Annotated in this window: 14 protein-coding genes, 1 tRNA gene, 2 rRNA genes and 1 pseudogene; 9 read left to right on the forward strand and 9 right to left on the reverse strand. The window is 57.9% G+C overall.

Annotated features, from left to right (window positions below; genetic code table 11):
- Nucleotides 1-391: 391 nt before the first annotated feature.
- The 4 genes from MF410_RS01120 to MF410_RS01135 all read left to right on the forward strand — a co-directional run bounded on the left by MF410_RS01120 (nt 392) and on the right by MF410_RS01135 (nt 5,000).
- Nucleotides 392-3,192 (forward strand): 23S ribosomal RNA (locus tag MF410_RS01120).
- A gap of 191 nt (nt 3,193-3,383) precedes the next feature.
- Nucleotides 3,384-3,498, forward strand: a 5S ribosomal RNA gene (gene rrf, locus MF410_RS01125).
- Between the two features lie 127 nt (nt 3,499-3,625).
- Nucleotides 3,626-3,702: transfer RNA gene (locus tag MF410_RS01130), tRNA-Met, on the forward strand.
- A gap of 272 nt (nt 3,703-3,974) precedes the next feature.
- Nucleotides 3,975-5,000 carry a DUF808 domain-containing protein gene (locus MF410_RS01135; RefSeq protein ID WP_097629188.1) on the forward strand — a complete coding sequence of 342 codons (1,026 nt, stop codon included), beginning with the start codon at nt 3,975-3,977 and terminating at the stop codon, nt 4,998-5,000.
- 55 nt (nt 5,001-5,055) lie between these two features.
- On the opposite strand, the gene MF410_RS01140 is transcribed toward MF410_RS01135, so the two are convergent.
- Nucleotides 5,056-6,852, reverse strand: a complete 1,797-nt coding sequence (locus MF410_RS01140) for an adenylate/guanylate cyclase domain-containing protein (protein ID WP_097629187.1) — start codon at nt 6,850-6,852, stop codon at nt 5,056-5,058.
- Nucleotides 6,853-6,909: 57 nt separating this feature from the next.
- Nucleotides 6,910-9,228, reverse strand: a complete 2,319-nt coding sequence (locus MF410_RS01145) for a membrane-bound PQQ-dependent dehydrogenase, glucose/quinate/shikimate family (protein WP_097629186.1) — start codon at nt 9,226-9,228, stop codon at nt 6,910-6,912.
- Between the two features lie 252 nt (nt 9,229-9,480).
- Here MF410_RS01145 and MF410_RS01150 point away from each other — a divergent pair, with 252 nt between their 5' ends.
- Together MF410_RS01150 and MF410_RS01155 are read left to right on the forward strand one after the other, a co-directional pair.
- Nucleotides 9,481-10,590, forward strand: coding sequence for an acyltransferase (locus MF410_RS01150; protein WP_097629201.1), 1,110 nt, complete (start codon nt 9,481-9,483; stop codon nt 10,588-10,590).
- A 372-nt stretch (nt 10,591-10,962) separates the two neighbouring features.
- Nucleotides 10,963-11,262: a hypothetical protein gene (locus MF410_RS01155; protein ID WP_097629185.1), complete on the forward strand. Its 300-nt coding sequence runs from the start codon at nt 10,963-10,965 to the stop codon at nt 11,260-11,262.
- A 31-nt stretch (nt 11,263-11,293) separates the two neighbouring features.
- Here MF410_RS01155 and MF410_RS01160 read toward each other — a convergent pair whose 3' ends face one another.
- Nucleotides 11,294-11,944 carry a sugar transferase gene (locus MF410_RS01160; RefSeq protein WP_097629184.1) on the reverse strand — a complete coding sequence of 217 codons (651 nt, stop codon included), beginning with the start codon at nt 11,942-11,944 and terminating at the stop codon, nt 11,294-11,296.
- A 454-nt stretch (nt 11,945-12,398) separates the two neighbouring features.
- On the opposite strand from MF410_RS01160, the gene MF410_RS01165 reads away from it, so the two are divergent.
- Nucleotides 12,399-13,151 (forward strand): Crp/Fnr family transcriptional regulator, encoded by a 753-nt coding sequence (locus tag MF410_RS01165; RefSeq protein ID WP_097629183.1) that lies wholly within the window; start codon nt 12,399-12,401, stop codon nt 13,149-13,151.
- Nucleotides 13,152-13,230: 79 nt separating this feature from the next.
- Here MF410_RS01165 and MF410_RS01170 read toward each other — a convergent pair whose 3' ends face one another.
- The gene (locus MF410_RS01170; RefSeq protein WP_097629182.1) at nt 13,231-14,253 is read right to left on the reverse strand and encodes a glycosyltransferase family 2 protein; all 1,023 of its coding nucleotides are present in this window, start codon (nt 14,251-14,253) and stop codon (nt 13,231-13,233) included.
- A 129-nt stretch (nt 14,254-14,382) separates the two neighbouring features.
- Nucleotides 14,383-15,294 carry a glycosyltransferase gene (locus MF410_RS01175; RefSeq protein WP_097629181.1) on the reverse strand — a complete coding sequence of 304 codons (912 nt, stop codon included), beginning with the start codon at nt 15,292-15,294 and terminating at the stop codon, nt 14,383-14,385.
- Between the two features lie 69 nt (nt 15,295-15,363).
- On the opposite strand from MF410_RS01175, the gene MF410_RS01180 reads away from it, so the two are divergent.
- Both MF410_RS01180 and MF410_RS01185 read left to right on the forward strand, forming a co-directional pair.
- On the forward strand, nt 15,364-15,609 hold the full coding sequence (locus MF410_RS01180; protein ID WP_165503929.1) for a hypothetical protein: 246 nt from the start codon (nt 15,364-15,366) through the stop codon (nt 15,607-15,609).
- The gene (locus MF410_RS01185) at nt 15,603-15,899 is read left to right on the forward strand and encodes a hypothetical protein (protein ID WP_097629179.1); all 297 of its coding nucleotides are present in this window, start codon (nt 15,603-15,605) and stop codon (nt 15,897-15,899) included. The genes MF410_RS01180 and MF410_RS01185 overlap by 7 nt, the downstream gene beginning before the upstream one ends.
- Before the next feature lie 188 nt (nt 15,900-16,087).
- Here MF410_RS01185 and MF410_RS01190 read toward each other — a convergent pair whose 3' ends face one another.
- From MF410_RS01190 to MF410_RS01205, 4 genes and pseudogenes are all read right to left on the reverse strand, one after another.
- Nucleotides 16,088-17,557, reverse strand: a complete 1,470-nt coding sequence (locus MF410_RS01190) for a hypothetical protein (RefSeq protein WP_097629178.1) — start codon at nt 17,555-17,557, stop codon at nt 16,088-16,090.
- 126 nt (nt 17,558-17,683) lie between these two features.
- Nucleotides 17,684-19,063: a polysaccharide biosynthesis/export family protein gene (locus MF410_RS01195; protein WP_097629177.1), complete on the reverse strand. Its 1,380-nt coding sequence runs from the start codon at nt 19,061-19,063 to the stop codon at nt 17,684-17,686.
- 4 nt (nt 19,064-19,067) lie between these two features.
- Entirely contained in the window at nt 19,068-20,030 is a 963-nt protein-coding gene (locus tag MF410_RS01200; protein ID WP_097629176.1) for a glycosyltransferase, read from the reverse strand.
- Between the two features lie 3 nt (nt 20,031-20,033).
- Nucleotides 20,034-21,794 (reverse strand): annotated as a pseudogene (locus tag MF410_RS01205) (Wzz/FepE/Etk N-terminal domain-containing protein); the annotation flags it as partial.
- Nucleotides 21,795-21,799: the final 5 nt, after the last annotated feature.

The following is a 21,799-nucleotide window of genomic DNA, read 5'->3' on the forward strand; positions in this document are numbered from 1 at the left end:
TGGAGGCTTCCAGGTGTTTTGGGTTTTGCCCAAAGCGTCCGAGCCCAGTTCTTGTGAAACCATGGATGGCCTAGCCGGCCGGATATGGTGGAGGAATTGGAGGTAGGAAGGAAGCTTGTCGCTCTGGGTCGTTGTTGTTTGGTCATCTTTAGGGATGAGCATCTGACGGACGGCTTGATTACCGTTGCCTGACCGCGCGGTATCGGATCCAATCTCGAGAAGCTGGTCTTAAGACCTGACACAAGCGAGCTGCTCGGCGTAGCTCCAATAAAGTGATCAGGTCGAACACGTCGATGGCATTGTTGGATTGACTGGGTTGTAAAAGGTAACCCGGTCTGTTGCCGTTTCTTATGGAGCGAGCAACGAGATGATGAGCATTGGCAATGAGAACGATTAAGTGTCGTAAGGGCATTTGGTGGATGCCTTGGCATGCACAGGCGATGAAGGACGTGATACGCTGCGAAAAGCCGTGGGGAGCTGCGAATGAGCTTTGATCCATGGATCTCCGAATGGGGCAACCCACCTTAAATGCTTGGAAAATCCAAACTGACTGTAAGGTCGGCTTGGGTTTCCAAGCATTGTGATAAGGTATCTACACCTGAATACATAGGGTGTAAGAAGCGAACGCAGGGAACTGAAACATCTAAGTACCTGCAGGAAAGGACATCAACCGAGACTCCGCAAGTAGTGGCGAGCGAACGCGGACCAGGCCAGTGGCAATTGTGATTAAAGTGGAACGCTCTGGAAAGTGCGGCCGTAGTGGGTGACAGCCCCGTACGCGTAGATATCATGATTGTCCTAGAGTAGGGCGGGACACGAGAAATCCTGTCTGAACATGGGGAGACCACTCTCCAAGCCTAAGTACTCGTGCATGACCGATAGCGAACAAGTACCGTGAGGGAAAGGTGAAAAGCACCCCGACAAGGGGAGTGAAATAGAACCTGAAACCGGATGCCTACAAACAGTCGGAGCCTGAAAGGGTGACGGCGTACCTTTTGTATAATGGGTCAACGACTTAGTGTAACAAGCAAGCTTAAGCCGGTAGGTGTAGGCGAAGCGAAAGCGAGTTCTGAATAGGGCGATTTAGTTTGTTGCATTAGACCCGAAACCGAGTGATCTAGCCATGAGCAGGTTGAAGGTTGGGTAACACCAACTGGAGGACCGAACCCGCATCTGTTGCAATAGATTGGGATGACTTGTGGCTAGGGGTGAAAGGCCAATCAAACTCGGAAATAGCTGGTTCTCCGCGAAATCTATTTAGGTAGAGCGTCGAGCGAATACCCCCGGGGGTAGAGCACTGGATGGGCTATGGGGACTCACCGTCTTACTGATCCTAACCAAACTCCGAATACCGGGGAGTACTACTCGGCAGACACACGGCGGGTGCTAACGTCCGTCGTGAAAAGGGCAACAACCCTAACCTCCAGCTAAGGTCCCCAAGTCATGGCTAAGTGGGAAAGGATGTGAGGATCCCAAAACAACCAGGATGTTGGCTTAGAAGCAGCCATCATTTAAAGAAAGCGTAACAGCTCACTGGTCTAAATAAGGGTCTTTGCGCCGAAAATGTAACGGGGCTGAAGCCATGCACCGAAGCTGAGGATGTGTAGCAATACACGTGGTAGCGGAGCGTTCCGTAAGCTGATGAAGGGAGACCCGTGAGGGCTCCTGGAGGTATCGGAAGTGCGAATGTTGACATGAGTAACGATAAAGAGGGTGAGAGACCCTCTCGCCGAAAGACCAAGGGTTCCTGCTTAAAGTTAATCTGAGCAGGGTTAGCCGGCCCCTAAGGCGAGGCAGAAATGCGTAGTCGATGGGAACCACGTTAATATTCGTGGGCCTGGTGGTAGTGACGGATTGCACAAGTTGTTCATTCTTATTGGATTGGATGGGCAGCGGAGCGGTTCCAGGAAATAGCTCCACCGTATAGACCGTACCCGAAACCGACACAGGTGGTCAGGTAGAGTATACCAAGGCGCTTGAGAGAACTATGTTGAAGGAACTCGGCAAATTGCACGCGTAACTTCGGAAGAAGCGTGACCCCATTTTACGCAAGTATGATGGGGTGGCACAGACCAGGGGGTAGCGACTGTTTATCAAAAACACAGGGCTCTGCGAAGTCGCAAGACGACGTATAGGGTCTGACGCCTGCCCGGTGCTGGAAGGTTAAGAGGAGAGGTGCAAGCTTTGAATCGAAGCCCCAGTAAACGGCGGCCGTAACTATAACGGTCCTAAGGTAGCGAAATTCCTTGTCGGGTAAGTTCCGACCTGCACGAATGGCGTAACGACTTCCCCGCTGTCTCCAACATAGACTCAGTGAAATTGAATTCCCCGTGAAGATGCGGGGTTCCTGCGGTCAGACGGAAAGACCCCGTGCACCTTTACTATAGCTTTACACTGGCATTCGTGTCGGCATGTGTAGGATAGGTGGTAGGCTTTGAAGCGGGGACGCCAGTTTCCGTGGAGCCATCCTTGAAATACCACCCTTATCGTCATGGATGTCTAACCGCGGCCCGTCATCCGGGTCCGGGACAGTGTATGGTGGGTAGTTTGACTGGGGCGGTCGCCTCCGAAAGAGTAACGGAGGCGCGCGATGGTGGGCTCAGACCGGTCGGAAATCGGTCGTCGAGTGCAATGGCATAAGCCCGCCTGACTGCGAGACTGACAAGTCGAGCAGAGACGAAAGTCGGTCATAGTGATCCGGTGGTCCCGCGTGGAAGGGCCATCGCTCAACGGATAAAAGGTACGCCGGGGATAACAGGCTGATGACCCCCAAGAGTCCATATCGACGGGGTTGTTTGGCACCTCGATGTCGGCTCATCGCATCCTGGGGCTGGAGCAGGTCCCAAGGGTTTGGCTGTTCGCCAATTAAAGCGGTACGTGAGCTGGGTTCAGAACGTCGTGAGACAGTTCGGTCCCTATCTGCCGTGGGTGTAGGAATATTGACAGGATCTGTCCCTAGTACGAGAGGACCGGGATGGACATATCTCTGGTGGACCTGTTGTCCTGCCAAGGGCATAGCAGGGTAGCTATATATGGACGGGATAACCGCTGAAGGCATCTAAGCGGGAAACCCACCTGAAAACGAGTATTCCCTATCAGAGCCGTGGAAGACGACCACGTTGATAGGCCGGGTGTGGAAGTGCGGCAACGCATGAAGCTTACCGGTACTAATAGCTCGATCGGCTTGATCGTTCTCATTGACTGTGCTCATCGAACGAAGTTCGATAGTGAGTAGTGAATAGGCAGTAGCAAGTAGTGAAAACTGCTCCGCCTCTTTCCTCACAAGCCTCAAAGACGTGTTCAAAACAAAACACTACCGACTAGTCACTAATCACTAGTCACTCGTGTACCAGCTTCTCAAACATAAAGTTGCGCTTTGCCGACCTGGTGGTTATGGCGGGGTGGCTGCACCCGTTCCCTTTCCGAACACGGCCGTGAAACGCCCCTGCGCCCATGGTACTTCGTCTTAAGACGCGGGAGAGTAGGTCGCTGCCAGGTCTGCAAAACGCAACTTCTTGAAATAAAATCTTCTCACACAAAACTAACGGCCCAAAGCCGATCAAAGGGCCGCTCACAAAGCGGCCTTTCGTGTTATAATCAAGCAAGTCAATCAGACTTGCCATGGCGCGGGGTGGAGCAGCCCGGTAGCTCGTCAGGCTCATAACCTGAAGGCCGCAGGTTCAAATCCTGCCCCCGCAACCAAATTCCCTTAGCACAACACCCCAAAACCCGCCTCTCGGCGGGTTTTGGCGTTGCTGGGAACGGTCGTGGGATTCAGCGCGCAACAGCGGGATCCGTCAGTTCAGGCACGTCCTCCGCTGGATGAGAGCGGGCTGAGCCCGTTGCCGGCCGAATAACGGCATTGCCGTCACGATCTGTGCGTGGCATCTTCCCGGCGGTGGATGCCGCGTGTCGCTTCGAGATGATGACGGGTTTTCCGTTTTTTGCTGAGTGTCTTCTCAACGGAGTCTTGAATGAGCGTTGGCTTGATCGCCCTTCTTGATGATATCGCCGCATTGGCCAAGGTGGCTGCGGCCTCGCTTGACGATATTGCCGGCCAGGCAGCCAAGGCGGGCGCGAAAGCGGCAGGCGTCGTCATCGACGATGCGGCGGTCACGCCTCGGTATGTCACCGGATTTTCGGCCGCACGCGAATTGCCGATCATCGGCAAGATTGCGGTGGGTTCGCTGAAGAACAAGCTTCTGATCTTGCTTCCGGCGGCGCTTATTCTGAGCCTCGTCGCACCGCAGGCGATAACACCGCTGCTTATGATCGGCGGACTTTTTCTCTGCTATGAGGGCGTGGAAAAAGTCTACGGACTGGTGCTGCCGCATGCAGCCCACGCCCATGAATCGGCACTCGAGGCGACAAGCCTCGATGCGCAATCGCTCGAAGACGAGAAGGTCGCCGGTGCGATCAAGACCGATTTCATCCTCTCGGCGGAAATCATGGCGATTACGCTCGCCGCGGTTCCGGCAGGCAGCATCTTCGCGCAGGCCTTCATCCTTGCCGTCGTTGGATTGGGCATAACGGTCATGGTCTATGGCGGCGTGGCGCTGATCGTGAAGGCCGATGATCTGGGGCTGATGATGGCTCGTGCACAGACGGCGCATCCGACGGGGCCTTTGCTGCGCGTGATCGGACGAGGGCTGGTCACAGGCATGCCTTATTTTCTGAAAGCGCTCGGCATTGTCGGAACGGCTGCGATGATCTGGGTCGGCGGCGGCATCATCGTTCACGGCCTCGAAGCCTATGGCGTGGCCGGCCTAGCGCATCTTATCCATGATGCCGGGGAGGTGGCCGTCCATGCCGTTCCCGTCCTGGCGTCCGTGCTGCGCTGGACCGTCGAGGCGGCAGGTGCCGGCATCGTCGGTATTGTCGCCGGCTTGATCACGATTCCGGTTGCAGGCTACATCATTTCGCCAATGTGGCGGTGCCTCAAATCACTCCTGCCGAGTCGCCGGCGGAAAGAGGCGCTGGCGGCTGACGGGAAAAAATGAATGCTGCGGGCATCGACGGGCGGCGACGCGACATCGGACTGAGCCGCAGTTTCTGTCAGCATTGACGGAGATCCGGAACCAGCAGTCCCGCCTTGCGGAGTCCTTCGACGCGGCGGTTAAAGTCCTCGGGGTCTCGAAATGGCAGGACGCGGCGGCGGCGTTCGATGGAGAAGTCCGGGTTGATCTGGAGCGCCTTCTCCCACGCCTGTCGGGCATCCTCCGCGCGGCCGAGATGGCCATAACATGATGCCAGCAGGGCGTAAGCCGTTTCCGATTGCGCGTTTTGTTGGAGCCGCTGCGCGATCGCGGCGATGGCTTGTTCATATTCACCGAGAGAAAAGCGCGCATCGGCGAGAAACTGGAACAGAAGTTCCGGATGGTGCGGGTCAAGCCGCATCGATGCATCGAGCGTTTCCAAGGCGCCTGCGGGATCGCCGGAGAAGATCTGGATATGCGCCATCAGTGTCAGGAGTTCAGCCGAGTTGGGCGACAGCGCCAGACCGCGCAGGACTTCTGCCCGCGCCCGGTCCAGGTCGTGGTTCCACATGCAGGCCATGCCTAATGCGAAGTGGCTATTGGGCTGTTCCTCGGCCATATCAACTGCCTGCTGCGCGAGATCCAGCCCGGTCCGCAGCGAACCCTCCGGATCGTCGCTCCAGGCGTTGACGTAGTCGAGCACATGCGTGAAGGAAATGAGGGCTCGGGCCGCCGCATAGTCCGGGTCTACGGCGAGAGCGTCTGCCGCCAGGCTGCGGGCGGCTCTATTTCCGGTTCGGTTATGGGCTGACGCCTGCTCACGGCCACGCAACAACAGCTCGTAAGCGCCGACATCGACGGCGCGCCCCTGGGCCAAGCGGTCCTGGTCGCCATGCGTGAGATTGAGCTTCAGCGCTGTGACGATCTCCTGTGTCAGCTCATCCTGAACCGCAAAAATGTCGGTGAGATCGCGATCGTAGCGGCTGGCCCAGATATGTCCGCCATTGCTGGCGTCGATCAATTGGGCCGTCACACGCACGCGGTTGCCGGCCTTGCGCACGCTGCCTTCGAGAACGTAACGGACGCCGAGCGCCTTGGCCATCTCAGGTACCGAGGTTGTTACATTCTTGTAGACGAAGGATGAGTTGCGGGCGATCACGTGCAATTCGGACAGCTTCGAGAGATCGGTGATGATGTCTTCGCTGATCCCGTCGGAGAAATATTCCTGTTCGACGTCGCCGCTCATATTGTTGAAGGCCAGTACGGCTATGGAGGGCTTGTCGGGAACGGCGATAGCCGAAGGCCGTTTCGGCGCCGGCTGCTCTCCCGGTTGCCGTGCCGACGCCGGCTGCGAGACGGTTCCGACCTGAAGTAGATAGACCCGCATCGGCTCCGCGATATTCTTGAGAGGGACTTTGCCAAGATCGGTCACGGCACATTCAAGCCGCGTTCTCACCTGGCGGTAGGCATCTTCGGAGAGGCAGATGGCGCCGGGCCGGGCAACTCCCTCCAACCGCGCGGCGATGTTGACGCCGTCGCCCATCAGGTCGCCGTCGTTCTCCTCGACAACATCTCCCAGATGGATCCCAACCCGGAACTCGATGCGATGCTCGGGAGGCACGCCGATATTGCGCTCGACCATGGCTGTCTGCACCTCGATCGCGCAGCGCACGGCGTCGACGACGCTGCGAAACTCGATAAGGCTTCCATCGCCGGTGCGCTTGACGATACGGCCATTGTGCACGGCGATCGTCGGATCGACCAAATCGCTGCGCAGGGTTCTCAGGCGCGCCAGGATGCGATCCTCGTCCGCACCGGCGAGACGGCTGTAGCCGACCACATCCGCGACCAGGATCGCCGCCAATTTTCGCGTCACGCTCGTAGCCTCAGTTCCTCATCGGACCAAAATAGCACAGTGTGACCGGCGGCGGCGCTAATCTTCGTCTTTCAAAGAAAAGGCGAACACGTAGTCGCCGTTGTCCCTGGAATATGGCGCTCCGCCAACCGAGATCACCACATATTGCTTGCCGGTTTTCGGCGAGACGTAGGTCATCGGCGTGGCGCTCGAGCCGACCGGCAGCGGATATTTCCAGAGCTCATCACCGTTCGCAGCGTCGTAAGCGCGGATGTAATAGTCCTGGAAGCCAGCAAAGAAGACGACACCGCCGGCAGTCGCCGACGTGCCGGCATAACTTGGCAAGCCCATCGGCATCGGCAGATTGGTTTTGATCTTAAACGGCCCGAGCTGTTCGGCGGTCCCGGCCGGGACCTGCCATGCGATCTTGCGGGTATTCAGATCCACGGCTGTGACGGTGCCGAAGGGCGGCTGCGTGCAGGGAACGCGGAGCCTCGAGGTCCACATTTCGGTGGCCATGCCGTAAGGCGTGCCGCGCTGCGGGGCGGAGGGGCCGTGAGCGGTTGTGGTCAGGGCAAAATCGACATACTCCTCGCGGGGAATGAGCGCGAAGAGGCTGGGCACGCGGATATCGTTCAGGAAGACCCGGTTGTTGGGCAGGTCGATCGACACGCTCCCCCAATTGAGGCCGCCAAGATTTCCCGGCTGCTGGATCGCATATTGCGGGCCGATCGGGGTGAAATCGCCGTCGTAGCGCATCTTTCGAAAGGCGATGCGGCATGCCAACTGATCGAACATCGTCAGTCCCCAGGCCGTCTGCTCCGTCACCCGTTCGGCGCCGATTGTCGGCATGCCTACGGAATAGGGCTGCGTCGGAGACAATTTCTCTTCCGGTGCGCCGCCTTCCTGCGGCACCGGCCTCTCCTGAACCTCAGCAAGGGGTGCACCGGTCTGACGGTTGAGCAGGAAAAGCTGCCCCCGTTTGGTGGTCTGCAGGAGAGCCGGCACGGTGGCGCCATTGCCATCGGGCAGGTCGAGCAGAACCGGCTGGGCCGGCAAGTCATAGTCCCAGATATCGTGATGCACGGTCTGGAACTTCCATCTCTCCCGTCCCGTCGTGACATCGAGCGCCACCAACGTGGCATTGTATTGATCGGCGAAAGCCGGTCGATTGACGCCGTAATAATCTGGGGTGGTATTGCCGAGCGGTGCATAGATGAGGCCGAGCTTGTCGTCGAATGCCGCCGTCGTCCACATGTTGGGCGTGGCCCTTGTATAGGTCTGGCCCTCAGGCGGGAGTTTGGTGATCTCGGGATTGCCGAGGTCCCATGCCCATTCGAGCTCGCCGGTAACGACATTGAAGGCGCGGATGACGCCCGAGGGTTCGCCAACCTCCTGATTGTCGATGACCCAACCTCCGATGACAATCAGATTGCGGGCAATCAGCGGCGCCGATGTCTGGAAATAATAACCTGACTTGACTTCACCCATGCCTTGGGAAAGCTGCACGGTGCCATTGTCTCCGAAGCCGTTGCAGGGTGCGCCGGTCTTCCTGTCGATCTCCAGCAGGCGGGCATCGATCGTCGTCTGCACCAGACGCTCATTGCAAAGGCCGTCGGCCGATTGGGCCTCCGGTGGCATCTTGTAGTAACCGAGGCCGCGGCAGCGTTGCCAGTATGGCGCCGTCGCCTTCGGATCGAAGGTCCAGCGCGGCTTGCCCGTATCTGCGTCAAGCGCTGCGATCACGTCCGTCGGCGTGCAGGTGTAGATCGTGTCGCCGATCTGCAGCGGCGTGTTTTGATCGGCGCCATCGCTTTTCCCGGTGCGGTATGTCCAGGCAAGATCGAGCTTGGCAACATTGCCGCGGTTGATCTGATCGAATGGGGAGTAGCGATCCCCGGCCGTGCTGCGGCCATAGGATGTCCAGTCGGAGGGTGAGTTGTCGCCTTTGGCGGTCTTATAGGCGGGGATATCGGTAGAAGGGCGGATCAGCCCATGCGGCGTTAAAGCAAGGCTGAACCCCGCCGCGAACAGGATGGCCGCAAGCAAAGTGCCGCCATAAAAGAGTTTCCGGTTGGCAGTTGGCGACAGCGACGGCGCAAAGAGAAGTGCAAAGCCCGCCAGCGCGATGGGGGACATCAAACGCGCAAAGAGCGCCCAGAAATTGAAACCCGACTCCCATAGTGCCCAGGGAAGGGTGAGAACGGCGACAAGCAGGACAATGAGGGCGCCTGACACCTGCCGGCGCCACAGCAGAAGCGCGGCAGCCAGATAGGCAAGCCCGGCGATTGCGTAATAGGGCGAGCCGCCGAGGCTGAGCAGCAAGGTGCCGCCTCCTATCAGGCCCAATCCGATAAAGGCGAGAACAATAAAAAACAGGCCAGCCAGAAATTTCATGGTTTCCTCATTTGTATTCGCCGCCCGATCGCCTGGTCCACTCCAACCGTCGCATGGCGCCGCGGAAAGCGCAGGGCTATTGGGTTGTGGTCAGTTGCCTCTTCTTCGGGAGAGGGGCGCTCTCTCGTTCAATTTTTCCTAATGTAGCTCTGGTCACTGACACGCGGTCCCGACCCGGCAATCATGCCGCCGCTGCTCTGCGGCGACAGCTTGCCAATCCAAATCGAGTCAATACTTCTGAAAGGGCCACAGATGTTTCTCGGCGAAAAGCTTGATCTAGCGAAAGGGCGACCGACAGGATTCGATTATATGCGATTACTGTTAGCCTTTTCAGTACTTTGGATACATACGGCCCGCGTTACATACGGCGATGACCTGTTTCTCTGGGAGTCACCTTTCCGTCCTGCCATCAAATCAGTGCTGCCGATGTTCTTCGTCTTGAGCGGATTCCTGGTGGCTGGCAGTCTTGAACGGTCGAAAACATTGATCTCCTTTCTCGGCAACCGATTTATCCGGATCTACCCTGCTCTTGCGGTGGAGGTATTGCTGGCGGCCTTTATACTCGGAGCAATCTATACAGAGTATGACCTGCGTGACTATTTCACCGATCCTCAGTTCTTTACCTATCTGCTGAATGTCACAGGCCACATCCACTTCAATCTCCCCGGTGTATTCCTGAATAATCCCGACGCCGCAATGGTCAATGGGCAGCTCTGGACGGTGCCCTTCGAGCTGGAGTGCTACGCCGCGATCGCCGCCCTGTTTCTGCTCGGCGTGGTCAGGCGGCGGGTGATCGCCCTGATCGCAACGCCGGCTTTGATCATCAGCTTCGGTATCGCAAGGTATTGGAAACACTCGAGCGATTGGGCAACCATGCCCACGACAGCGTCGGGCAATCTGCTCATCTGCGCGTTTCTCGTGGGGGTGACCTTCTATCTGTACAAGGACAAGGTTCTCTGGGATGTGAGAATTTTCCTTGCTTCGGTGGCAATCATATTATGGGCCTACTGGTTCACTTCCTTTGGGGATTTCATTGCCATTCCGGCAATCGGATATGTCACGGTCTTCCTCGGCCTGACCTCGCCCCGCAAGCTTGGCATTCTCAGTGGGGCCGACTATTCCTATGGCGTCTTCCTATACGGCTATCCCATTCAACAGGCGTTCGTAGCGCTCGGACCCTGGGCGCATAACTGGTGGTTGAATGGCATTGTCTGCAGCATCGTTGCGACCTGCTTTGCCGCCTTCTCGTGGAGATTCATCGAAAAGCCGGCGTTGAAATTGAGGAAACAGGTCACATGGCTTGAAAACTTCAGCATCCAACGCGGCGCAAAACGGCAGTTGGCCGCCGCAGTCTCGAAATAGCCTTATCAATGCCGGACATCAGCAGGGCTCGCCAATCACCGGCGAGCCCTGTTTCGTTGAACCGTGGCGATTGTCGGGGGAGGATCATCACCTGTCTTGGTAAGGAGGAGGCTTGCTACACGCTTGTTGACGACGTGCATTAATCTTGCTGCGTGCTGAAAGATCTCTTGGTCCCGGACGATAGAACGGTCCTGGCGGATGAATAGTCGAATATTCTGCGCTTGGTTCGGTCGGCTTACTGAGCGTGTCTTAGGAATATTTTAACAATAATAGATAAAATACTTTAATCGAACTTCGTTTCGACTTTGAGCTTTTGCCATGTCATTGAGGCAGCCGGCGGCTTAAAGGAGGTGTGAAGAGAGGAGCGGATTAATGCTGAAGAGCGCGCTTGTCGTGGTTGCCATCTCCATCGCTGCTGGAGCGACCATTCGCGCCTGGGCCTTTGCAATCTTTGCATTTCTGCTGGTCGTTGCCTTGGGTGCCGTGATCCTGTTGAAAGGCTCCTCCTTTTCGGATGCGATCGCCTACTGCCTCCAAGCGCTCGTCTTGATGGAAGTAAGCTATTTGGCGGGTCTATTCGCCTACTCGTTGTGGGAGCATATGCAAAAGCGCCGGAAACGGAACTCTGTTGCCGAGCGCGCTCCTATGACCGGCAAGCGCCCCCACGGATAATGCTATGAGCATGAGGGAAAATCGAATGACCCTACAGGTCCGTCTTGGGCAGTAAAGCGTGCCTGGAAAGCAGGGCCGCCAGAGTCTTTGCCATGATCATGAAATCCAACGCGAGTGTCCAATTGCGCAGATACTCGACGTCGAGGAAAACTCTATTCTGATAACTGACGTGTTCGCTGATCTGCCAATGACCGGTCAGGCCAGGACGGACTGCGACGTAGGCATAGGTGTGTTCGCCGTAACGGGGCAGCTCTTCTTTGGCAATGGCGCGAGGCCCGACGAGGCTCATCTGCCCAAGTAGCACGTTGATCAGTTGCGGAAGCTTGTCGAGGCTCGATCGCGTCAGGATGTCGCCGACGATCGTCGCATGCAGGCTGGCCGTTGCGTCGGATCGTGTCGTCCGAAACTTGAGGCAACCGAACTCTTTTCCCTTATAGCCGATAAGCCGATGGGATGTGAAAGCGGCGCCCCGATCGCTGAGCATTATAATGACTGCTACCGACAGAAGTAGCGGCGACAGAAGAAATAAAAGAGATGCCGCAATGACAAGGTCTAACGCGCGCTTCAGAATTCTGCTGATCGTATGGGATTTTGACGAATTGAATGGACGCCCTTCCTTGCGCGCCCCGGTGCTACGCCGCCAAGGGTCAGCCGGGTTGATGCCCTGATTTTTTCCCGCCATCCGCGTCTCCGTTGGGCGAATCCCAGAAATACCATCCGAAGCTTGCTTCAATACAGGTTTGATGTCTGTGACCGAGGTCATAATGGTGAATAAATTCTTTATTTCCCAAAGATTTTCTTTTGAAATTTTAAGATACTGTTTTGCGTTTGAGGATCCATAAACAAAATGTTATTAATATTAATTAGTGGAGACGATATTATTCTTCTATTTTGTAGACCTGATCTTCAGTTTGCTGATCGTCATGAAACGTATAAAAGTCAAGTCGTGGTTTAAGATCGATCGATGAGATAGAATTAAATATGAATTTGTTATATATTAATGTGAGTATCAGTCACTATTTGTGTATAAATCCGGATGACTATTTTATAGTATTATCATTTAACTTTACAATTTAATGAATTACGAATATCGCCGAATAGCAATAGCTAAATTAATCTGCATGGAGTTGCGTCGTATGGACGGAGCGATTAACATCAGAGATAACAAGACTGGCGCGGGCGCGGCGCGAGTAGGCGAAGCGGTTACTTCAGGGCCTGCAGATGTCATATACGGCGGCCGTGGTGATCTGGATCACGAGTTCCCGTTTTGCCGTTCGAGTGTTCGAAAGTTTCGACGGGGTGACGTGATTGCAGGCGCCGGGGACGCCATCGACATGTTCGTCCGCGTCCAGCGCGGAATGGTGAGCGCAAGCACGCCGCTTGCCGATGGACGGGAGTTCATCGTGGAGATGATTCCAAAAGGCGGCTTGATCGGCGAATTGGAGGTGTTGCGCAAGCAGTCCCTCAGCCTGGAATATCGCGCCTCATCAGACTGCGAACTGCACTACTTCGATGGTCGTTTGCTGCGGGACTTGTGTGCGAACGATCCGCAATTTCAGGTGAAGATCCTGTCGAAGGCGCTGGCGCGTGTTTCCGAACTCGAACTGCGGATCATTTCCAACGCCGGATCGAGCCTGAGGCAGAGATTGGCCCGGACGCTGCTGCGCCTTTCTGCCGTGTACAAAGTGGATGCGCAACATGGCGGCGATGAGCTGATCATCTCCCAACATGATCTGGCAGCGACGCTGCCGGCGTCGCGCGAAAAGGTCAATCAATGCCTGCGGCGTTTGCGCGAAAGCAAAGTGGTCGACGGGACGCAGGGCAAAATCCGCATTCTCAATCGGAAGGCGCTGGAAGCCGATGCCGACGGTGTGGCGTCCATCGCTTGAGGACGCCTCGACGAAAGAATGCGGCAGTGAAGCCTCAACAAAACCCGCCTCGGCTGAAGCGGCTTCCCGATAATAGTGGTTAGACGTCGCTTTCGGAGGCATTCTTCCAGTATTTCCAGCCTTCACCCTGAATGAGTCCGTGATTGGAGAGATCCTTCCAGCTGCGGTAGGTGCCCGTATCGTCGTAGACGAAATCATCCTTGTCCTTGCTCGAGGAATATACGGCATATTCCTCCGTGTGCTGGGACCGGTGCGCGGCATCCGCAACCTTGTGAACGAAGGTCGACAGGAACTTGAAATGCAGAAGGGCGCCGGAGACGCCGAGCGCTCCGCGCATGTCGCCCAAATTCAGGGAGAGCGGCCAGACTTGGTGCGATGATTTGAGAAAAAGACGTTCACCTTCGATATAGACGAGAGGAATCTTGTTGAGCGCGGGACCGTCCCAGAGCCGGTCGTGGAAATAGACCCGTCCACGAACACCTCCCTTGATCCATATAGTCCAGTTGCGTTCGTCGAAATGCGCGACATAGCCGGACCGGTCGAAGAGATTGCAGACCTCAAGCGGATTGCGGCCGGGTTCGCATATGTTTTCTAGAACGGGATGCGGGCTGTACATGTCGATCATCACCGAGCGCAGCGAATGGCCGCCGGTGGAATCGATATAGGCGGTCAGTTGATCGATCGGCCTTGTGTCGCAATGCGGATAGACCAGGAACTCGTCGGCATCGACATAGAGAACCCATTTCTCCTGGCAGTGCCGGTTGATGACTTCGTTGATCCAGTCATTACCGAATCTCGCCGCCTTGTAGGATCCGTGGGCAGAAAGAAGGGACACATCGTCGAAGCCGGCCAGCAATTCGACCGTGCCATCTGTCGAGCCGTTGTCGATACAGATGAAGTGCTCGAAGCCGAGATCGCGATAATACTGCAGGAAAAATGCCAGCCGGTGCCCCTCGTCGCGGATGACGCAGATGACGACGTGACGCGCCTGCTTGAGCCCGATGCGCAGCAGGTCGTAGCGAACCTGCCGAGCCTTGAGCGAGCGGCGCAGGCGGGCTTTTGCGTAATGCGAGATACTGGCGGCGGAAGCCCTATAACTCATATTCTGTCCTGACCATTATCCATCCTGCAATGAAGAAATGAATAGTTGCGCGTCCGCCTGCCATCCAAGGGTCGACCGCCATGCTGATATCAGGTGCGCGGCTATTCACCCCCAGGCGGACCACAATGCTCACACGGCGTAATCGCCAACCAGCAGGCTCTGGACCCGCGGATTGGGGCCGTTCGCCTCGATTGCGTGTTTGATGCGCGCCCGCATCGACCGGTACTTATACAGGGCCTTACGATCGATGCTTATGCCGCGATACAGCGAGTCATAAATCGGATGTGCTTTGCGCAGGTCGACATAGACTTGGCTTTCCCGATCGGTCCAGGGAAAGAAGGTGCCATGCCAGGGCTTTGGATGCGCCATATAATGGACGATCGACAGGGCGGACATGTTGACCAGGTGAAGGAACTGTTTGGGAAAGTTCCAGCGGTTCGATACGAGGATGAGCGATGAACCGCAGACATAATTTAATGCGCCCTGGTCATGTTTGCCCTCGCAGGCCTCGGGATTTCTAGCAAAAAGCTCAAGCGCCTCCTGTCCGATCCAGCCGTTACGGTGGAATTTCAGGACACCCGCGTTGAAATAGTGGCTGTTCTTTCCGGTGTCGAGAAAGTCGTGGATCGCCGTGTAATCGCGCGCCGCGAAAAACCTGCCCTCGGGCACAACCGCATTTTCGAGCCCGCCGAGATCGCTGACGATCTGTGTGTCCCCATCGAGGTAGATGATCTGGGTATAGTTGGCAGGCAGGATCTCGCAAAGCACCAGCTTGGCCATGGTGCTGACGCTGATACGTCCCTGGAAATGCGATCCATCGAGCTTGCCGAGCGAATCCTGCAGCGCTTCGGTCGCATCGATCAAGTCGACCCCGCTCGTTGCCAGCAGGGCTTTCAGTTCGTCGAAATTATCGAGATGTTCCGACATGAGGACACAGACATCGGTCGCGGGGCTTGTGAATTTGCGAGCCTGCAGCGCCGAGAGAATAGTCGGAAATGAATATTCGACATCCGTGACGTAGACGACGCACTGATTGTTCATGTCTTCACCTTTCCGATTGTCCGCAACAGGAATGAATCGCTGTCGCCTTCCAAGTCGAGGGAACAGTTGTTGATTGAGCCAAAGGGCCTGTCGTATGAAAGCCCGGTCCGGTATATATTGCCGAGATGCAGTCTCGGTCGTTGGCTGATCGGCGTATGGCTGCCGGCGATTTTCGTGTGTTTCATTGTTGAGATATTCACCATGAAGAATGCCCTGCCTGCGATGACGCTGCGTTTCGATATCTTCTTGCCTGGCACGACGATGGGGGTCGGAGCGCTTGTTGGGCTGCAGCGAGAAGAGGTATTTGGATGCTGATCACCGCGTTCATCGCCGCCGTGATTTCGATAGCTGCCGGTGCTTGCATCCGCGCCTGGGCTTTCGCGATCTTCGCATTGCTTGTGGCAATCGGCTTCGGCGGCGTGGCCTTCGTGGATGGGTCCTCCACGGTAGCGGCGATCGGATCCGGTATCGCGATCCTCGTGCTGATGGAGATCGGCTATCTCACGGGCGTCTTCCTGTCGGGTGCCCTGCGACGGAATGCCAGACTGCGGCAGAGCAATTCCGCAAACAGGGTCTCTGCCGCCAGCGAGCGTCAGCAGAGCTGAAATTGAGACGGATGCTGCAGCATATCCTTCCCCGGATCGCGGTCTGGGATCGTTTGCGACCGGCAGCCTGATTTCACCGGTAATCCCTGGAGGATGTGGCGCGGCCGAGCAGCCGCGAACCTGTGTTCGCCCGAGTCCGGCTGCGCCAAGCCGCCATTCGGCGCCATCGCGAAAGTCCCGAGCGGGCGTCATGGTGTTGAAAACATCGGCGCTCTCAAAGGAGATGCCGATGCCTCCAGGGGACGTCGGTTCGCCGGCGATGAGGCCGCCCGATGCCGCGGCACATAAGCTCCGGCAAGGCAGCCCGCGGCCAGCCCCGCCGAAGTGCTGAACAGCAAGCCGAGATCCGTGCCGCTTCCCGATATCGCTGCGGAGCCGATCTGTGCGATGGATGCCATCACAGCGGAGGTTCCGATCGCGTGGGTTTCCCGGTCGCCGGATTTGTGCCGGCCGGCTGCCCTCACCAAGCTGTACACGAAGACGGCGAACAGGGCGGTGCCGGTCAATCCGACATTGGACAGCAACGCGGCGATGAAGCTGGAAGCTCGAACCGTGCCCAATCCGGCGCCGAAAGTGGCGGTATCGACGAATGCAATCAATGCCAGGGTGTTCCAGGCGGTGCGCTCTTCGCCGGACTGCGATTGCAGTTTGTCCGATACGGTGGTGGTCAGGAGACCGGCGATGGAATTCCACGCATCGGGGACAAGGCTGAGCGCGGTGATGGCGCAGGGTATGAAAAAAAGCGTGATCGCAAGGAAAGTCACGTGCGGGGTCGTGGCGGAACCGCCGATCAGTCGTTTCAGGCAGAACAACACGAACATGCAGACAAGAAAGACGCCCGCGACATAGGCGGTTGTCGAGGTGCAGAGCACGATGGTCGGTCCGATCAGAAGAGTTGCCAACCCCGCCATGCGGCTTTGGACGCGCTCCAGCCATAGCATGAGTGTGAAGGCGAAATAGGCCAATGCAACGGCGCCATAAGCACTTGCTTCGGGAAAGGGGCCGACGATGCGCTTGAAACCGTGGATGGTCTCGGCCGTGTGCATCGTATAATTCGCATTTCTGATGATATCGAGCAACTGGGCCTGGCCGATCTGGAACGTTGCGAGGTCGATCAGCGCGAAGGCAAAACATGCTATCGATGCGACGATCAGCTGCCGCGCGATGAACCGGCCATATCCCAACCGGGCAAGTCCGGCGACGACGGCGAAGCAGGCGAGGTCGCCGAGAAGATAGACGGACTGGCTGATATTGGATGAACCCGGAGCCAGTGGAGCCGCTACCGTCGACATCATCCCCGAGGGGTCTCTGGCGGAGGAGTAAACGAGGGTCGCGCCGGCAAAAATACGGGGCAGGAAGAAGGACGACACCACGGAGAACAGGATGTAGCAGGCAAACCAGAAGCCGGGGCCGGGATAGGCGATGCTGGCGAGCGTCGCTTGCATCTGAACCGGGCGCAGCAAGACCGTCATGACCAGAAAGAGCACCAGAAGATGGCTCGGCTGGATGCTGCTGCCGCCGAGCGCCGGCAACTGCAGAGCCGCTGCGGCACCGAGCAGCGTCGAAAGGCAAAGGGCGGTGACGGCAAAACGCGCGCCGTTCAGCATGCTGAGCACGCCAAGCAGCAGAACCACGAAACCGATCGGCTCTATCGACATGCTTCAGATCCCAAGCAGAAGAATGAGCGGCCGAGGCCTGGCATTTGCCGAAAAGTGGCATCCAGCTTTCGGCAGGATGTGCGAGGCGAAAGCCCGCCGGCTGTCGTCGATGATCACAATCGCCTCCTAATTCGATCCGGTCCGGGATATCCAGCCGGGAGCGGAGCGATTGTCTCGGGCCACATCGGATGACGGGACCGTCGAGCTCTGCTTCTGCGGTGCTGTCTGCGGCGATGAGGATGGCGCTTGAGGGGCCGTGTCCAGACCGACCTCGACGAGGTCATGCGGTAGCAATGCGGTTTGCTCGTCCGCCACGATGTCGCGGGAGGTTCCGTCATCGTTGCGACGCACGATCCTGTAGTTCTTTTTTGCCCGGCCGAGCCCCGGCGCGTCCGTGTTGATCTGGGCGAGCTGAGCGTCGTAGCCGGCCTGTTCGCCGAGGAGCTGGGCTACCTGGATATCGATCGCCGCCCTGCCGATCGCGAGATTGACCTGGTTCAGTAGGTCCTGGTTTTCGCTGTTCTGCCTGTTGACGATGTTGATCTTGGAACGGTCGGCTTCGCTGAGGCCTTGGCGAGCCGTGGTCAGGGCGACTTCGAGATCGATCAAGGTGCCCTGCGCATCCGCCACCCAGCGGTCGACAGAGACCTGGCGGGAATTGCTGACGAGGCCTTTGCTCACCAGGCTGTTGACATTGTCCAGTTCCTTCTGGGCGAGGTCGATCTGCCGTTTTTGCGAACTGATCTTGGCCGTGAGCGATTCGACCTGTTGGCCATAGAGGCGGGTCAGGTCATTCGCCGCTTCGATCCGGCTGTCGATATCGACGCGCCGCAACCGCATCAGGTTCAATTCCTGTGCCTTCAACTTGTCGACGTCGGGCGTTCCCACCAGTTCGTCGGGGATCTCGAAACTCTGTTGGCCGGCGATCTCGGCGCGCAACCGCGCCTGTCGCATCAGGAGATCGCGCCGGTTGATAACGGCCGTCCGGTAGGCGCCGGCAGCCTGGATCCGGTCGCGCTCGAAATAGGTGTTGTCCTCGCGTTCTCTGAGGAAGCCGCCGGCGATGCTGACGGCCTTCATCACCGTCATGTTGGGTTCAAACGGATAGCGGCCGGGGGTCTGCACGGTTCCGGTCACGAAAATCGGTGCATGCTCGGCAATCTCCAGGGCGATATACGGCTTGCCCGGAAGTGCGGATTTTTCGGCCAGCGCGCTGGCAATGGCATCGGCAAGCTGCTCGGTCGTCTTTCCATTCGCCTGCAGGTGGCCAGCGATCGGGATCGACAGATTGCCGGCATCGTCGATGGTATAGACGCCATCGAGGGCCTCCCAGCTGGCATAGCGGGAATCCGACGACCGCCATTCGACGACACGCAGTCTGACCTTGTCTTCCGGCACGAGAGTGAATGTCTGCGCGTGGGCGACGCTCCAGCCGGTCAGGCAGGCGAATGCCAGCAGGGTGAGTGCCGTGGAAACGAGGCGATCGAACAAGGATCTCGGCTGCATTGGTCTATCTCCGCTTCGTTGCGATCGACGGTGAACGCATTTCGCGCGGCGACGGAGTGCCGAATTCGAGAATGCGGGACGGAGAGGCGCGACCGACAAGAAGGTCGGATAGCGCTAGTAAATTGCCGTTCAAACGTCCCCACCGGTCGATCAGCCGATCCTTCAATAGGATGCCTGACATATTGGCCAGGATGTTGCGGCCGATCTGCGCGATTGCACGGCCTTTCGACATCGTGCCCTTGCGGATCAGGTAGACAGGATTGGCGACTTGCGAATAGCCAAGCCTTCGGCCGGGCTGGCGTCCGGATCTGACGCCGAGATGCACGCCGCGGGCGCCTTCGACATAGACGGACCGGCCGTGGCGGGCGATGGATCTGCTGAAATCGACATCTTCGAGCCAGCCGTAAAGCGGCAACTGCTCGTCGAAGGTCAGGGCGTGCTCGACAACGGGCGCAAGGCGAACCGCCATGTTGCATCCATAGGCGTTGTAGACATCCGCCACATGCTCGGCGCCTTCGCCTGCTGTATGGAGAACCTCCAAGGCCTTCGCCATGCTGAGGCCCCCGTCGAGGACGCCGTCGGCCAGCACCTCGCCGGTGGCGATTGCCACCTCCGGCTTTGCCGCAAAGACGGCCGCCATGCGCGACAGGAAAGTCGCGGCGGGAATGAAGTCGTCATCGAGGAAGATCAGAACGTCTGTATCAGCCGCAGCGGCCTGGATGATCCTGTTGCGCTGGGCGGTCAGGCCGCGGCTGCCGACGATGACGTCCAAATCGCGGCGGTCGGCAAGCCCGGCCGCGTCCTCGATCACGGGCACGCAGACGATGAGCCGTTCCGCCTGATCCGGCAAGCCGGTGAGATAATCGATCGTCTCCCGCAATATCGAAGGGCGACCCGCCGAGGCGATCCCCAAGGCAATTCGCAATGGACGGCCCTGTTTTGCTGTTCCTGCCGAAGGTGAGATCATGAACTCTATTCTCTTCGGTGCATGGTTGATGACCGCGCCGAGGATCTCAGCGCCGACATTGCGCATGGTCTCGATGACGCGCAGGGTATCGTCGATCGAGGTGCGCCCATGCGAGGTGACGACGAGGACGCCATCCAGCTCCGGCGCGATCGCATTGGCATCGGGGGAAGTCGAGAAGGCGGAAATATCCACAAATACGGCGTCGAATTCCTTTTTCAGGTCGGCGAAGCTCAACTGCGTACGTCGGGAGCTTAGCCGAACGGCCGGCGTCACGGCTTCCACCTTGCCGAGCGGAAGGAATTTCAGGGTCGGGGTGAGGGGCAACGCCGCCGTCCGGATGAGTTCGCCATTGTCGAGCACATTGACGAGACCTGTGGAACTATCAGGCGCGATCGATTTGCTGAGCGAGGAATTCTGCGCTGCCGCATCGATGAGCAGTGTGTGCGCCCCTGACATCGACGATAGCACTGCCAGTTCGCATGCAATGGTCGATGTCCCGCTGCCGGGATCGACGGCGACGATTCCGATGACGACGCGGCGTTTGCGCCGAAGGCCGACGACGGTTGCGCTCAATTCCGCCATGCCGGGAATAACGGGATAGGCGGCCGTATCGATGCTGCCCGCGTCGGCGGCGAGGACGCCGGCTGGATGCCCACTGCGGTTCTGCTTCGATCTTGCCAGCAAGGTAACGATGGACACTCCGCCGACATCCGCGATCTGCTGAGGACGGACGATCCGGCGGTCGCCGGCGTGCCTTACCATGGCGAGTGCCAGGCCGACGCCGAGGCCGACCGCCCCGGCAAAGGCGAGGATGAGCGTGCTGCGCGGCCTCGCCTTCGAAAGAGGCAGCGTGGCGCGCGAGACGATCGTGGCGTCGGATACGGGGTAGGTTATGCGCTGCTTGGCCTCGGTAAGCTGGGTCAGCGTGCTTTCATAAAGCGTGCGGCGGGCATCGGTCGCGCTCTGCAGCTCCGCAAGCTTGAACTGGTCGCGCGGGTTGCTGTTGAATGTGTTCAGGGCGCTGGAGGCATCGGCGAGCCCGCGCTGCTGCTCCCTCACGAATTTTTCCAGCCAGTCGCTATATTGCCGGGAGGAATCGGCCTTCATTGCGATGTTCTTCTGGATATATTGCCTTGCGAGCGTATCGGCGATGGCGACCGCCTTCTGAGGGGTCGACGCTGCGGCTGATATCTCGATGATCGTGGAATTCCCAATCCGGCGTAAGGCCATCATGTTCTGCAGCGTGGCAATTGCCAGGTCGTGCAGCTGTTCCTGCTCCGTCCGCGGTCTGGATGGCGTATCACTCGCTCTGATGCCAGCCGCTTCCTGCCCCGTATCCACTTGAGCAGAAACTCCCAGAAGCCAGTCCTTCGACTTGTCCAGAAGCGAAGGTTTCCAATCGACAAAGTCGGGATCGCTATCAAGATCGAGCGCTCTTACCGTTCCGTCGACGACATCGCTTGATCTGGCAATCTCCAGCTGCCCTTCGATGAATGCGTCTTCCGCGAAGGCTCTTTGAGCTTCGGAGCTGTTCACCTGAGGGAAGATCACAAGTTGCGTGCTGGCAACATAAGTCGGCGCGGCGGTGAGAAGGTAGCTGCCGGCGATGACAAGGAAGGCAAAGGTCGTGGCCAGGATCCATAGCCAGCGCATTCTGAGAAAAAACAGCATGTCCCGCAGGGTCAGCGGTGAGTTCCCGCCAGCGGCTGCGGCGGCAGGCAGGGATATCGGGGAAACACCGCTGAAGATCGTGCTTGAGGTCATGTCGT

This window comes from Rhizobium sp. C104, assembly GCF_022354505.1.
Lineage (GTDB): Bacteria > Pseudomonadota > Alphaproteobacteria > Rhizobiales > Rhizobiaceae > Rhizobium > Rhizobium redzepovicii.